The organism is Archangium violaceum Cb vi76, assembly GCF_000733295.1.
Classification (GTDB): Bacteria; Myxococcota; Myxococcia; order Myxococcales; family Myxococcaceae; genus Archangium; species Archangium violaceum.
In genome coordinates, this window is sequence record NZ_JPMI01000088.1 from 1 (window position 1) to 13,920 (window position 13,920).

A 13,920-nucleotide genomic window follows, 5' to 3' on the forward strand; every position below is an offset into this window, starting at 1 on the left:
TTGGGGCGGGAGGCGGGGCTGCTGGGCTACCCGCTGACGGACGAGACGAAGACGCCGGACGGAGTGGGGCGCTTCAACCACTTCCAGAATGGCAGCATCTACTGGACGGCGACGACGGGAGCGCATGAGGTGCATGGCCCCATCCGGGCCAGGTGGGAGTCGCTGGGCTGGGAGCGCAGCGCGTTGGGCTATCCGGTGACGGACGAGTACGCCGTCACGGGGGGGCGCGAGAGCGAGTTCCAGAAGGGCTTCCTCACGCTCAACACCGCCACCAACACCGTCACCGTTCGCATGAAGTAGTCAGGGGAGTCCTCCCAACATCCCCTCTCCCCCCGGGAGAGGGACGGGGTGAGGGTACCCGTCACCGTGCCCGATCCCACTCGGGCACCAGGCGATCCGTGCGCTAATCTGTCCGCTCCCGGTTAGCCAGTCGCGCGGGATGGGGCCTCACCCCGCGAGCGCGAGCTCGACACGGCCGTGCTGCTCATCCGTGGAGGCCACGCGCACCCGCAGGGGCATGCCGATGGTGAAGGTGCGCGAGGCGCTCACGAGCGACGTCTCCCGGGGATCCGGCTGGTAGGGCCCATCGGGCAGGGCGTCCGCGGGGAGGTTGGCCTCCACCAGCATGCCGTCGAGCTGGACGAGCAGGCCGGAGGGCCGCACGCGGGTAATCCGTCCGGTGAACTCACTGCCCACGTGCGAGGCCATCACCCGGGCCTCCAGCACGCGGTGGCGATCCTTCTCGGCGCGGCCGGCGGTGCGGGAGCGCTCGTTGAGGTGCACCCCGAGTTGCTCGATGGCGGGGTCCTCGTGCACGAAGTCGCGCCGGCCGCGCAGGTATTGCTTGAGGGCGCGGTGGACGGAGAGGTCCGCGTAGCGCCGGATGGGCGAGGTGAAGTGGAGGTACGCACGCGCGGCGAGGCCGAAGTGCATGGCCGGGACCACCGTGTATCGCGAGGGCCCCAGCGAGCGCCGCAGCACCGAGCGCAGGGCCGGCTCCGCGGTGCAGCCGGCGATCTGCCGGTCGAACGCGGCGAGCGCCAGCGGAGTGAGCCTGCGGCCAAAGCCCGCGCCGAAGCCCGAGTGCTGCGCGAAGGCGGCCAGGTCCGCCACGCGCTGGGGCTCCGGCTCGTCCTGGACGCGGAAGAGGGCGGGGACGCCGCGATCGATGAGCCAGCCCGCGATGGCCTCGTTGGCGGCGACCATGAAGCGCTCCACCATCGTGTGCGCCGTCGTGGGCCGCACGGCCTCGATGCCAGAGACCTCGCCCGTCTCCTCGTCGAAGGTGAAGCGGGCCTCGTCGCGCGACATCTCGATGCCCCCGCGCCCGGCCCGCGCCACCGCCAGCCGTGCCGCCGCCGCGCGGAACCACGGCATCGCCTCGCGCACCGGGGCCATCGGCTCGGACACCTCGTCCTTGTCGAGGTAGTCCGCCACCTCGGTGTAGCTCAGCTTCGCCCACGAGCGGATGAGGCTCTCGTAGACATCCGCCGCGGTGACTCGGCCCTCCGGGTCGATGCGCAGCTCCACGGTGAGGCACAGCCGGTCCTCGCCGGGCACGAGGCTGAGCCAGTTCGTCGAGAGCGCCTCGGGGAGCATGGGCAGCATGGCGCCGGCGAGGTACACGCTGGTGGCCCGCTCGCGTGCCACCCGGTCCAGCGCGGAGCCCTCGGTGACGAACTCGGCGGGATCGGCGATGGAGACGAACAGGCGCAGGGCCCCGTCTCCACTCGCGGGCAATACGGAGATGGCGTCGTCGATGACGCGTGTGGACGGTGCGTCCACGGTGACGGTGGGCACCTGGCGCAGATCGCGCCGGCCTCCGAGCGCGTGGGGCACGGTGAGGAGCCGCTGCACCTCGGCGTGGACCTCGGGGTCGAAGTCGCGGCGCAGCCCATGGCGCACGATGATGCGCTCCAGCGAGCGATCCGTGCCCGGCTCCAGTTTGCGCAGCAGCCAGGCCTTGCCGTCGGCGACACGCGCCACCACCGCGTCCTGGGGCTGCACCTCGACACCGGCCGTCTCCAGGGGCCAGTCGCCATTGGCCACGTCGCGGTCGATGCGCAGGTGGACGGCTCCCTTGCGCAGCACCACCTCGCCGTAGACCTCCTGGCGCGGACGCTTCAGGAGGGACAGCCCGCTCGCGCTCCAGCGGCCGTCCTCCGAGGCCGTCACCGTCGCGGAGACGACGTCATCGGCGAGGTACGGGTTGAGCTCGGGCGGCGGGATGAACGCGGAGAGCACCTCGTCGGAGCCGGACGGCTGCACGACGAGGAAGCCGAAGCCGCGAGGGTGGACGTCGATGCGGCCGGTGACGGTGCGCGAAGGGGAGGGTGTTTCCATGGGGCGCCGACATGCTACCCGCCCGGCTCGTGGACACCTATCTGTACGCGCGATACAAGCTCAGCGCGCGGGGACGAGCTTTTTCCCCTCGCGCTTCCAGAAGAGCGGCAGTTGGGCTCGTACCTGGGTGGTGCCCCCTGGCTCCTTCCGCTCCACACGCGTGAACTGCTCATCCGATGCCAGCTTCCAGCTCACACCGGAGGGACCTCGGGTTTCGGGCTCCGGTCGCGGGGGCGGCATGGGGGGAGGCTCCTTCGGGGAACTCCAGGTCCTGCCTCCGTCACGCGTGGTGAGCGCGCGGATCGGGGCGTTCTCCTCGTTCGCATCCGACAGCCACACCGTGCCCCGCTGGCCGTCCGTCCACTCCATCTGCTCCGGCCACTCGGACCAGATGGCCTTGGGGAGCGTGCTCCGGCGTTTCCACGTCGCCCCGCAGTCGGAGCTCGCGAACAGGAGCAGCTCTCCCGGGCCCTCGGTGGTCCACCCCACGAGCACCCGGCCCTGGCAGCCCTCGAACTCCACGAAGAGCACCTCGCTGTGCTCCACGGTGGGCAGGACTTCGGCCCAATGCGCTCCACCGTCCGTGCTGCGCAGCAGCAGGGCACGCAAGGGGTGCGAGGGCACGGAGAGCTTGCCGGAGAGGAAGAGGCCCGCCTCCGCGCGCGCGGGAGCCGTGAGCCCGGTGAGGTTCAACGTGACCTCGTCGCCGGACTCGGCCGCGCCCGCTCTCAATGCCACGGGGGGTGGGGGCGAGGCGGCGAGCAGCGCGCAGAGACACAGGAGGATCATCCGGCAATTCCTCGGCTCGGGATCGCGAGGAGACCCGCACCCTGGTGGAATGTCCAAGGAATTCTTGGTCCTTCGCGGGAGCCCGCCGCAATGGACGCCCATGGCGTGGTTCTCGGCGGGCCACAGTGGCACCCCCCTGCCCGCCTGGTTTCGGAAAAGGCCGGATTCGGATCACAATGGAGCTCAGCCACGAGGACTCCTCACCCTCACAGTCGTTCCCCTGATATGGCGCTACCTTCTTCTGCCGAGATAAGCCAGGACCTCCCACCGCCACACGAGCCCCGAGCCGAGGCCTCCTCGGGCTCCGAGAGGGGCTCGGCGCTGCTGCGCTGGTTGGACCTCTTCCTCTCGGAGCCCCTGCGCAACGCGGCTCCCGGGGATCTCGTCCGCCACCGGGTGCTCGTGGGCTCCGCGTGTTTCATGGTGGTGTTCACCCTGGTGTACACGGCGGGCACGCTGTTCACGCCGTACTCCCCGCTCCCGAGCGCCATGGGCGTGTTCTACCTGGCGGCGCTGATGGCGGCGCGCAAGGCCAACACGATCGCTCTTCCCGCGTTTTTCATGCTGGCGGGCATCACGGGCAGTTTCGTGGGGGGCCTCTTCATGAACGAGCCCCACCGGGAAGGCGGCGTGCATGCCATCTACCTGCTGCTCCCCGCCCTCGCCGTGTACCTGCTGGGGACGCGCCAGGCGCTGATCTACACCCTCCTCGTCGCCGTGATGATGAACGGAGTCCATCCCTTCTCCGTCATCGACCAACTCGACCTGACCTCCAAGGAGGATGTCTCCCGGTTCTGGGTCCGGCACGTCATGTCGGGCTTCACCTTCGTGGGCATCTGGGGACTGAGTGCGTTGCACAGCATCGCGCGGGCGGCGGCCTACCATTCGCTCGAGCGGGTGTTGAAGAAGCTCCGGGGCAGTGAGAGCAAGTTGAGCAGCATCATCGAGAGCACCGACGACATCGTGGCCTCGATAGATACCGAGGGGCGCGTGCTCGTCGCCAACTCGGCCATGCGGCAATTCTACCGGAAGGTCTTCGGCGCGGAGCTCGAGCTGGGGCAGCCGCTCCTGCGCCACTCGACGCCGGAGCGGTTCCAGCTCTGGAGTGAGCGCCTTGCCCAGGTGTATCGAGGCCAGCGCCTGCGACTGGAGGACACTGTCTTCCCGCTGGCAGGCGGGCGCCTCGTGCTGGACCTCAACCTCCACCCCATCCTGGCGGAGGACGGTCAGACCGTGGGGGTGACGCTCTTCGGCCGTGACATCACCAGCCGCAAGGAGGCGGAGGCCCGGGTGGGAGAGATGCACCGCACCCTAGTGGATGTCTCCCGCCAGATGGGCATGGCGGAGGTCGCCACCGGCGTGCTCCACAACGTGGGCAACACCCTCAACAGCGTCAACATCTCCACCACCCTCGTCACCGAGCAGCTCCGCCGCTCCCGCGTCACCGGACTGGTCAAGGCCACCCACCTGATGCGCGAGCACACCGCGGATCTCGCCTCCTTCCTCTCCAGCGACTCGCAGGGCAAGCAGTTGCCGCCCTATCTCCTCGCGCTGTCCGACCAGTTGGTGGAGGAGCGGGAGGCCATGCTCAAGGAGATGCAGTCACTCGGGGAGAGTGTCGAGCACATCAAGTCCATCGTCAGCATGCAGCAGAAGCACGCGCGCACCGCGGGTGCGGTGGAGCAGGTGGCCGTGCCCCAGCTCATCGACGAGGCCCTGCGCCTGCACGCCATCTCCTTCGAGCGGCTGGCCATCCGCATCGTGCGCGAGTACTCCGAAGTGCCCCACATCTTCGTGGACCGGCACAAGCTGCTGCAGATTCTCATCAACCTGCTGAGCAACGCGCGTCACGCGCTGGTGGACAGCGGGCATGAGGACAAGTGCATGCGCATCCAGGTCCAGCGCGCGTCCGAGGTAGAGCGGCTGCGCATCCAGGTGACGGACAATGGGGTGGGCATCGCCGCGGAGAACATGGCGCGCCTGTTCACCCAGGGCTTCACCACCAAGAAGGACGGGCACGGCTTCGGTCTGCACATCAGCGCCCTGGCGGCCGAGGAGATGAAGGGCCGGCTCACCTGCAGCAGCCCGGGCGTCGGCCAGGGCGCCACCTTCACGCTCGAACTGCCCATGAAGGACGAGTCCGCCTGAGGGTCCCCTTCCAAGGGAAGGGGGACAGGCCCGGTTACGGCCTGGGGAGCGCGCTTTCGACCAGCGACACCAGATCCGCCTGCACGCCGAGCACCGCGAAGCCGAAGTTGCCCCAGTTGTAGATGTCCCGGCTCGTCACGTCCGCGCCTCCCCCGAGCAGCCGCAGCCGAGCGTAGGCGTGCACGTCTCCCTTCGTGTTCAACGGAAGGCCCAGCGTCAGCGCCACGTCGTAGATGCCGCCCGTCGTGTTGCCGAGCAGTCCGAAGGTGGACAGCGCATCCGCCTCGAGCCCCGCCCATACCCGGGAGGGCAACTCGTAGCGCAGCCGCGTCTTCAGCGCTCCCACCACGCCGATGTCGCTCTCCTTGGCGTAGCGCGTGCCGTCCACCGCGCCCAGGGACACCAGCGCGTTGCGGATCTGCACGCTCGCCCCGATGTCCCAGGTGAAGCGCTCACCGTTGACGAGCCGGTACAGGTAGCTGGCCCTGTACCCATCGAAGAGGTAGCGGCTGTCCACCACCGTCCCCGTGGGGAACACCGTTCCCCGGAAGTCGATGTCCTTCGTCAGCGTCGCGCGCGTGGTGATGTCGAAGGGCGCATACAGCAGGATGATGCCGTGCCGCTCCCCCAGCCGCGCCTCGAGCGCGATCCGTTGGCTTCGGTACAGATTGTCCTTCTGGTTGAGGTCGTCGGCTTCGTACGAGGTGCCGGTCGGGCCGTAGCGGCCATCGTTCTGGAAGATATAAGCCGGCCCCGTCTCGTACTCGGCGACGAGCGCCGACAGCGGACTTTGGGCCAGGGCCGGAGTGGTCATCAGCATCAGGGTGAGCAGGTGGATTCTCATGGCGGCCCCTTCGATGCCGGAGCGCTCAACGGGTTCCGCGTGCCTCCACCTCGTTGAGCGTGAGTGTGTCCTTTTCCGGAAACACACTGAGCGCCTCCACGTCCAGCAGCGGTACCGGCAGTTCGCAGCTCTCCCATTGTCCCGTGCCCTTGAAGCGGCAGGCCACTGGATCCACGAAGCTCGTCCTGGAGTCTGGATCGTGCTTCCCCAGGCCATTCGTGGTGCGGACGGCGGCGCGCAGCGTGCCCGGGCCACTGGCACGCACGCGCAGCGCGGACAACTGGCGCACGGGCGGCTCGAACACCGCGCTCAGCGCGCCGTCCTTCTCCCACCGCTCTCCCTGGGGCTTCGCCGCGAGCGCCACGCCCGTGGCCTCCTGTTCATCGAAGGACTTCTCTCCACCCGGAGTCCCCACGGTCCGGTCCGGTTTCAGCACGGCGCTCTCTCCGGCCGGCTTCTCCTGGACGAGCTGCGTCAAAGCGGGGACGCCGCCGCGCACCACGGCCGCGTGCAGCACATTGGCGGGGAACTGACCCGCCTTCGCGCACACCGGGGCCAGCTGGCCGAGCGTCTCCTTCTGCGCGTCCGTCAGGCTGTCCTGGGGCAGGGCGGCGGGCGCCAGCAGGGCGCGCGACACCTCGGCACAGGCCTCCGGTGTTCCCGGCCCGGCATGTTCCAGGTACCAACGCAGGTTGGAGGAGTCGGTCGGGCGCCCCGCCATCAGCCCCAGCACCGCGCGTGTGACATGACTCGCACAGGGGTTGGCCCCGGCCTGGCACCGCTGGCACAGGGTCTCCAGCAGCTCCCTCAAGGGCGGCGCCCCCGCCTCGAGCTGCGAGCGGGCATCCAGGGCCGGGCCGAGCTCACAGGCCCGCACCGGGGGCTTGGGGCAGGCGTCGAGCTGTTGCCGGGCCCTCGTGAAGGCGGCGGGGTTTCCGGGGGCTCGCACCGCGCCTTCCAGGGCTCGCTCCAGGGTGCGGCAGGCCTGGTCGCTCGCCGAGGCGGGGGCGGGGGGAGGGGACTCGACCCGGCGCTCGCCCCGGTGGGTGATGAAATAGAGGCGGACGAAGGCCACCAGTGCCAGGGTCATCAGCAGCAGGGTTCGGAGTGGGAAGCGTCGCACGGTTGCAAACTCCTTGATTCCGGCCGGGATGGGTGGTTATCAGCGCCGCTCGGGTACATCCACTCCGGAGGCGTTCGTGGCTGAGACTTTCGACGTGGTGATCATCGGTTCGGGCCCCGGCGGGTATGTCGGTGCGATCCGGGCCGCGCAGCTGGGGCTGAAGACGGCCATTATCGAGAAGGACAAGCGCCTGGGTGGCACCTGCCTCCACCGCGGTTGCATCCCCACCAAGTCGCTCCTGTGGTCCGCGGCCCTGCTGCACCACATCCGCGAGGCCGCTGACTTCGGTATCGAGGTGCCGGCTCCGGTGGTCAACTGGGCCAAGGTGCAGGAGCACAAGCAGAAGGTGGTCACCAAGGGTGCCAACGGCATCGACTACCTGATGAAGAAGAACAAGATCACCGTCATCAAGGGACATGGCCGCATCGCCGGCAAGGGCAAGGTCGAGGTCGCCCTCGAGGGCGGTGGCAAGCAGTCGCTGGACACCAAGAACATCATCATCGCGACTGGCTCGGTGCCCAAGTCCCTGCCCAACGTGGCGGTGGACCACAAGCGCGTCCTCAACAGCGACTCCATCCTGGAGCTGGACCGCATCCCCAAGAGCCTGATCGTCATCGGCGCCGGCGCCGTGGGCTGCGAGTTCGCCTCCGTCTTCAACCACATGGGTAGCCAGGTCTCCATCGTGGAGTACATGCCCAACCTGCTTCCCATCGAGGACATCGACTGCTCGAAGGAGCTGGAGAAGCACTTCAAGCGCCGGAAGATCGATCTGCACACCGGCGCCAAGGTGGAGAAGGTCGAGACCACCGCCACCGGTGCGAAGCTCACCATGACCGTGGGCAACGAGACGCGCACCATCGAGGCCGAGTACGTCCTGTCCGCCGTGGGCCGCGCCCCCGTCAGCGAGGACATCGGTCTGCAGCTCACGTCCATCAAGGCCGAGCGTGGCTTCATCAAGACGGACGCGATGATGCGCACCAGCGAGCCCAACGTGTACGCCATCGGTGACGTCATCCCCACGCCGATGCTCGCCCACGTCGCCAGCGCCGAGTGCGTCCTCGCCGTCGAGCACATCGCCGGTAAGAACCCCGCTCCCATCAACTACGACCTCACCCCCTCCGCCACCTACTGCTACCCCGAGGTGGCTTCCGTGGGTCTCACGGAGAAGAAGGCCAAGGAGCGCGGCTACGACGTCAAGGCCGCCATCTTCCCGTTCTCCGCCGTCACCAAGGCCTCCATCTCCAACGAGGCCTTCGGAATGATCAAGGTCGTCTCCGACAAGAAGTATGACGAGGTGCTCGGCGTCCACCTCGTGGGCCCCCACGCCACCGAGCTCCTCGCCGAGGCCTGCGTCGCCATGCGCCTGGAGATCACCACCGAGGAGCTCGCTCATACGATGCACGCTCACCCCACGCTCTCCGAGATCATCAAGGAGGGCGCCGAGGCCACCCTGGGTCACCCGATCCACATCTGAGGCACCGGGGCTGTTGGGTAGACCCTCACCCCAGCCCTCTCCCAGAGGGAGAGGGGGCATACACGGGTCGTGATCAGGCCGTTCGGGACTCTTCTGTCTCGGACGGCCTTCGCATGTCTGGCGGTGGGTGCACCTTCACGTCTGCCCGCCCGGGCTCCTGGCATCCGACGCGTGCTCCGCTCATCCTTCGCTCAAGCTGTGCTTACGGCCGGGAGGTGGGCGAGCCTCCTGGGCCACCCCGTTCCTGCCCACTCACGATGGGGCCGTTACAACAGGCGGGAACTCGGGGAAGCTAACGCCTCGCGTCAAGGCTTCCCGCTTGACCCTGCTTTCGCCCAAACCGTAGAAGGCCCGCGACCCATGGCAACTCCCGATCGTTTCCCCCTGCCGCAGGTATCCGAGTCCACCCGGAAGCCCGAGTGGTTGAAGGTACGTCTCCCCAGCGGAGATGGGTACGAGCGGGTGAAATCCATCGTGCGCCGCACGAAGCTGGCCACCGTGTGCGAGGAGGCTCGCTGCCCCAACATCGCCGAGTGCTGGGGCGGTGGCACCGCCACGGTGATGCTCATGGGCGAGGTCTGCACCCGCGCCTGCCGCTTCTGCCACGTGAAGGTCGGTGCGCCTCCGCCGTTGGATCCCATGGAGCCCATCCACCTGGCCCAGGCCGTCAAGGAGATGGACCTCGAGTACATCGTGGTCACCTCCGTGAACCGCGATGACCGGCCGGATGGCGGCGCCAGCCACTTCGCCTCGGCCATCCGCGAGCTGCGCCAGCACTCGCCCAAGACGGTCGTCGAGGTGCTCATCCCCGACTTCAAGGGCGTGGAGCGCGACCTGACCACCGTGGCCGAGGCCCGCCCGCACGTGGTGGCCCACAACGTCGAGACGGTGGAGCGCCTCACCCCCACCGTGCGGGATCGCCGCGCCACCTACCGCCAGTCGCTCAAGGTGCTCGAGTACCTCAAGCAGCGGCCCGAGAAGCTCTACACGAAGACTTCCGTCATGGTCGGCCTGGGCGAGACCGACGCCGAGCTGGATCAGACCTTCAAGGATCTGCGCGCCGTGGGCGTGGACGTGCTCACGCTCGGCCAGTACCTCCAGCCTTCGCAGTACCACCTGCGCGTGGAGCGCTTCGTCACCCCGCAGCAGTTCGCGGACTACAAGCAGCTCGCCGAGTCCTACGGCTTCCTGTACGTCGCCTCCGGGCCGCTCGTGCGCTCCAGCTACCGCGCCGCCGAGTTCTTCATGAAGGGCCTCATGGAGCGTGAGCGCCTGGGGCTCGCCGGCAACACCTGATCCTTCCCCAACACCCTCACTCCCGAAACGGACCCCCGCGAATGGCGATCTTCGAGTTCAAGCTGCCCGATCTTGGCGAAGGCGTGCAGGAGGGCGAGCTCGTCAAGTGGCACGTCAAGCCCGGCGACAGCGTCAAGCAGGACCAGACGCTCGCCGAGGTGATGACCGACAAGGCCACCGTGACCGTGCCCAGCCCCACGGCCGGCCGTGTCGTGCAGACGCACGGCAACGAAGGCGACATGGCCAAGGTCCACCAGATCCTCGTCACCCTGGAGATCGAGGGCGCCGCCCCCGCCCAGGCCTCGGGTCATGGTGCTCCCGCCGCTCACGGGGCTCCCGCCGCCGCTGCTCCCGCCGCCGCCGCTGCCCAGGCCACCGGTCCGCAGGCCGCCTCCAAGGTGCTGGCCACGCCGCTCACCCGCCGCATGGCCGCCGAGCACGGGCTGAACCTCGCGGAGATCTCCGGCTCCGGTCCCCAGGGCCGCGTGATGAAGGCGGATGTCGTGGCCGCCCTCGAGGGTGGCAGCTCCGCTCGCAATGAGGTGGCTCCCGCCGCTCCCGCCCAGCAGGCCCGTCCAGCCGCGCCCCCGGTGGCCTCGGGCCGCGGCGACGAGCGCATCCCGCTGCGCGGCCTGCGCAAGAAGATCGCCGAGAAGATGGTGCGCTCGAAGTTCACCGCGCCCCACTTCGGCTTCGTCGAGGAGGTCGACTGCACCGAGCTCGTCGCCCTGCGCAAGCGCCTCAACGAGACCCTGGCCAACGCTGGCGAGAAGACCAAGCTGTCCTTCCTGCCCTTCATCATCAAGGCCACGCTCGCGGCGATGAAGAAGTACCCGCACCTCAACGCCAACATGGACGAGGCCGCCCAGGAGCTCGTCGTGCGCGGCGAGTTCAACATCGGCATCGCCGTGGCCACCCCCGAGGGCCTCACCGTCCCCGTCATCAAGAGCGCGGACCGTCTCTCCCTGCGCGAGCTGGCCGAGGAGGTCGTCCGCCTCAGCACCGCCGCGAGGGATCGCAAGCTGAAGATGGAGGAGCTCACCGGAGGCTCCTTCACCATCACCTCGCTGGGACAGACCGGCGGCATCTTCGCCACGCCCATCATCAACCACCCCGAGGTGGCCATCATGGGCATCCACCGCATGCGCAAGCGTCCCGCGGTGGACAGCAACGGCCAGGTCGTCGTGCGCGAGATGATGAACGTCTCCATCTCCGCCGATCACCGCGTCATCGACGGCCAGGTCGCCGCTGACTTCGTGTACGAGGTCATCAAGTACCTGGAGCATCCGGACATGCTGTTCCTGGCCATGGCCTGACGGCCGGGTCGCCCGCCGGGGGCGCGTGCCTCGCTGGGAGCGCTCGCGCACCGCGCTCCCGTCCTTCGAGGAGGTTACGTAGCCCCATGGCCGAGAACGTTCGCGACGTCATCCGCGCTGCCCAGGCCGCGGAGCTCGGTGGTGACAAGCCCCGCGCCATCGAGCTGCTCCGGCTCGCCGCAGACCTCTGCCGGCGCTCCGGCAACAAGCCCCGCGCCGAGCAGCTCCTGCGCTACGCCCTCCGGTTGGATCCTTCTCGCAAGGAGCTGGAGGAGGAGCTCCGCCAGTTGGATCGCGAGGAGCCACCGCCTCCTCCGCCATCGGCTCCCGACGACGACGACGGTGGGCCCGAGCCCGGCGTGTTCGTCCTCGAGGAGGACTCCTCGTCTTCCCTCCAGGAGGCCCTTCGCGAGGCCGAGCTGTCCATGGATCGGCGGACCCGTCCCGTGGCCCTCGCCGCCGAGATGATGCGCTCCGCTGTCAGCAGCGTGCCGGTGCATGGCAAGGAGGCGGTGCCCCAGGCTCCGGCTGCCGTGGCTCCCGTGGTGAAGGAAGACCCTCACCCCAACCCTCTCCCAAAGGGAGAGGGAGTCGCCGGAGACGAGGGGGCTTTCATCGAGCGGGGGCCTACTCGCGCGGATCCGTCCCTCGATGCCTGGTGCTCCTTCTGCTGCCGGCCCCGCTCCGAGGTGGGTGCGCTCGTCGCCGGTCCCGCGGGCGCGTTCATCTGCTCGGCCTGCATCGGTGAGTCGGGTGCGCTGCTCGGGGGTGTGGCTCCCGTGGCTCCGGCTGCCCGGGTTCAGGCTCCGGTTCCCCAGCGGCCCGTTTCCGTCGAGCTGGTGGGGCAGGTGCGGGCCCGTGAGGGACTCGAGCGCGGCCTGGAGGCCGGTGTCCGTCGTGTCCTGCTGCTGGGCCCCGAGGGCTCCGGAAAGAGCACGTGGATGCGGGCACTCGTGGAGCAGGGCAGGGGAGTGCTCGTGACTCCCGACTCGTTCGACCGCGCTCCGGTGGACTCCGTGCTCCTCGTGGAGGACGTGGACCGGCTTTCTCCCGCCGAGCAGGCCTCCTTGAGCGCGTTTCTCTCGCGCCACCCCGCGTGCTCCGCGGTGATGACGGCACGGGGTGAGCCGGTGACTTCGGGGCTCTCGCTCCTCTCGGACTCCGGCCGCGTGTCCGTCCCCACCACCGCCGCGCTGTCCGAGGCCGTACGGGGCTCGCTGCCCGTTGTCTTGCTGGAGCAGGTGCAGTGGCTCGTCGCGCTCTCCGCTCCAGCAGTCGAGGACCTGATCGAGATCGCCCGGCGCCAGCTCGTCGCGCGCGGGGACCTTCAGCTCCCCGACGAGGTGCTCACCGCCCTCGCCACCGAGGCGGCCCGCTCGCCGCGCTCGGGGCATGAGCTGCGCGCCCTCCTGGCCCGCGTGCCTCCCGGCTCCTGGCGCCTGGAGGTGAAGAAGAAGGCGAAGGCGAAGCCGGCCCGCCGTGGCCGGCGGAAGGGATCATCGTGAACACGCTGACGGTGTACCGGCTCGGCCGGGTCGAATACGAGGATGGTCTCCAGCTCATGAAGGTCTTCGGCGAGGCTCGCCGCCAGGGCCTCTGCGGAGACGTCCTGCTCCTGCTCGAGCATCCGCCCGTGCTCACCCTCGGCCGCGCCGCCAAGCGTTTCAACATCGTCGCCAGTGACGAGCGCCTCGCCACCGAGGGCGTGGAGACCTTCGAGACCGACCGCGGAGGCGATGTCACCTACCACGGGCCCGGACAGCTCGTGGGCTACCCCATCTTCCTCCTCCCCGAGGGCCGTCATGACGTCCGCCGCTACGTGCGCGATGTCGAGCAGTGCGTCATCCGCACCCTCGCCGAGTACGGCATCACCTCCGGCACCATCCCCAAGTGGCCTGGCGTGTGGATCGGCCAGGAAGACTCGCCCGATGCCCGGAAGATCGCCGCCATCGGCGTCCACCTCGCCCGCTGGCTCACCAGTCACGGCTTCGCGCTCAACGTCAACACGCACCTGCCGCACTTCAACCTCATCGTCCCCTGCGGCATCAGCGAGGCCGGTGTCTCCTCGATGCAGAAGGAGCTCGGCCACGTCGTGCCCATGGCCGAGGTCGAGGAGAAGATCGCCCGGCACTTCGCCGATGTCTTTGGCCTTCAGCGTGCCGAGCCCGCGCCTCTCACGAGCACGGTGTGCGTCACGTTGGTGCGGGGGAAGGGCCCGGAGGCCCGCGTGCTCCTGCTGCGCAGGCGCCCCGAGCGTGGGGGATTCTGGCAGATCGTCACGGGACGTCTGGAGGCGGGGGAGCAGCCTCGCGAGGCCGCCGCCCGTGAGCTGTTCGAGGAGACCGGGCTGCGCACCGACGTCGTGGACCTGGAGTATCGCCACGCCTTCGCCGTCGGCAGCGTCGTGCCTCCCCGGCTCGTCGAGGAGAACGGCTTCGCTGCCAGGTGCTCCGGAGATTTCGAGGTGCGGCTCGGCGACGAGCACGATGCCTATGAGTGGGTGGATGTTCCCACCGCGCTGGCTCGGCTCCCGTTCCGCGGGCTTCGCGAGGGCGTGCAGCGCTCCATCCGGGCGCTCGGGGGGTGA

General features: G+C 69.1%; 11 protein-coding genes. 7 read left to right on the forward strand and 4 right to left on the reverse strand.

Annotated elements, in window-relative coordinates:
* Positions 1-300, forward strand: a 300-nt coding sequence (locus Q664_RS14040; protein ID WP_235216695.1) for an LGFP repeat-containing protein, incomplete at its 5' end; no start/stop codon positions are given.
* 147 nt (positions 301-447) lie between these two features.
* Here the strand turns inward: Q664_RS14040 and Q664_RS14045 are convergent.
* The gene (locus Q664_RS14045) at positions 448-2,343 is read right to left on the reverse strand and encodes a ribonuclease R family protein (RefSeq protein WP_043394629.1); all 1,896 of its coding nucleotides are present in this window, start codon (positions 2,341-2,343) and stop codon (positions 448-450) included.
* Between the two features lie 60 nt (positions 2,344-2,403).
* On the reverse strand, positions 2,404-3,132 hold the full coding sequence (locus tag Q664_RS14050; RefSeq protein ID WP_043394631.1) for a WD40/YVTN/BNR-like repeat-containing protein: 729 nt from the start codon (positions 3,130-3,132) through the stop codon (positions 2,404-2,406).
* A gap of 225 nt (positions 3,133-3,357) precedes the next feature.
* On the opposite strand from Q664_RS14050, the gene Q664_RS52055 reads away from it, so the two are divergent.
* Complete coding sequence (locus Q664_RS52055) at positions 3,358-5,280, forward strand: ATP-binding protein (protein WP_075207427.1); 1,923 nt, start codon at positions 3,358-3,360, stop codon at positions 5,278-5,280.
* A gap of 34 nt (positions 5,281-5,314) precedes the next feature.
* Here Q664_RS52055 and Q664_RS14060 read toward each other — a convergent pair whose 3' ends face one another.
* Together Q664_RS14060 and Q664_RS14065 are read right to left on the reverse strand one after the other, a co-directional pair.
* On the reverse strand, positions 5,315-6,124 hold the full coding sequence (locus Q664_RS14060) for a hypothetical protein (protein WP_043394632.1): 810 nt from the start codon (positions 6,122-6,124) through the stop codon (positions 5,315-5,317).
* Between the two features lie 25 nt (positions 6,125-6,149).
* Complete coding sequence (locus tag Q664_RS14065) at positions 6,150-7,247, reverse strand: hypothetical protein (protein ID WP_052518074.1); 1,098 nt, start codon at positions 7,245-7,247, stop codon at positions 6,150-6,152.
* A gap of 76 nt (positions 7,248-7,323) precedes the next feature.
* Here Q664_RS14065 and lpdA point away from each other — a divergent pair, with 76 nt between their 5' ends.
* The 5 genes from lpdA (at position 7,324) to lipB (ending at position 13,920) form a co-directional block, all read left to right on the forward strand.
* Positions 7,324-8,721 (forward strand): dihydrolipoyl dehydrogenase, encoded by a 1,398-nt coding sequence (lpdA, locus tag Q664_RS14070; protein ID WP_043394634.1) that lies wholly within the window; start codon positions 7,324-7,326, stop codon positions 8,719-8,721.
* Between the two features lie 360 nt (positions 8,722-9,081).
* Positions 9,082-10,017, forward strand: coding sequence for a lipoyl synthase (lipA, locus tag Q664_RS14075; protein WP_043394636.1), 936 nt, complete (start codon positions 9,082-9,084; stop codon positions 10,015-10,017).
* Positions 10,018-10,058: 41 nt separating this feature from the next.
* On the forward strand, positions 10,059-11,333 hold the full coding sequence (locus Q664_RS14080; RefSeq protein WP_043394638.1) for a dihydrolipoamide acetyltransferase family protein: 1,275 nt from the start codon (positions 10,059-10,061) through the stop codon (positions 11,331-11,333).
* An 86-nt stretch (positions 11,334-11,419) separates the two neighbouring features.
* Positions 11,420-12,838, forward strand: coding sequence for a ClpX C4-type zinc finger protein (locus Q664_RS14085; RefSeq protein WP_043394640.1), 1,419 nt, complete (start codon positions 11,420-11,422; stop codon positions 12,836-12,838).
* Positions 12,835-13,920: a lipoyl(octanoyl) transferase LipB gene (lipB, locus tag Q664_RS14090; protein WP_043394643.1), complete on the forward strand. Its 1,086-nt coding sequence runs from the start codon at positions 12,835-12,837 to the stop codon at positions 13,918-13,920. Before Q664_RS14085 ends, lipB begins: the two co-directional genes overlap by 4 nt.

What these genes read in the sequence shown, in the direction of transcription:
- Q664_RS14045 (WP_043394629.1), bottom strand. Translation starts at nt 2,343, where the DNA reads ATGGAAACACCCTCCCCTTCGCGCACCGTCACCGGCCGCATCGACGTC.
- Q664_RS14050 (WP_043394631.1), bottom strand. Translation starts at nt 3,132, where the DNA reads ATGATCCTCCTGTGTCTCTGCGCGCTGCTCGCCGCCTCGCCCCCACCC.
- Q664_RS52055 (WP_075207427.1), top strand. Translation starts at nt 3,358, where the DNA reads ATGGCGCTACCTTCTTCTGCCGAGATAAGCCAGGACCTCCCACCGCCA.
- Q664_RS14060 (WP_043394632.1), bottom strand. Translation starts at nt 6,124, where the DNA reads ATGAGAATCCACCTGCTCACCCTGATGCTGATGACCACTCCGGCCCTG.
- lipA (WP_043394636.1), top strand. Translation starts at nt 9,082, where the DNA reads ATGGCAACTCCCGATCGTTTCCCCCTGCCGCAGGTATCCGAGTCCACC.
- Q664_RS14080 (WP_043394638.1), top strand. Translation starts at nt 10,059, where the DNA reads ATGGCGATCTTCGAGTTCAAGCTGCCCGATCTTGGCGAAGGCGTGCAG.
- Q664_RS14085 (WP_043394640.1), top strand. Translation starts at nt 11,420, where the DNA reads ATGGCCGAGAACGTTCGCGACGTCATCCGCGCTGCCCAGGCCGCGGAG.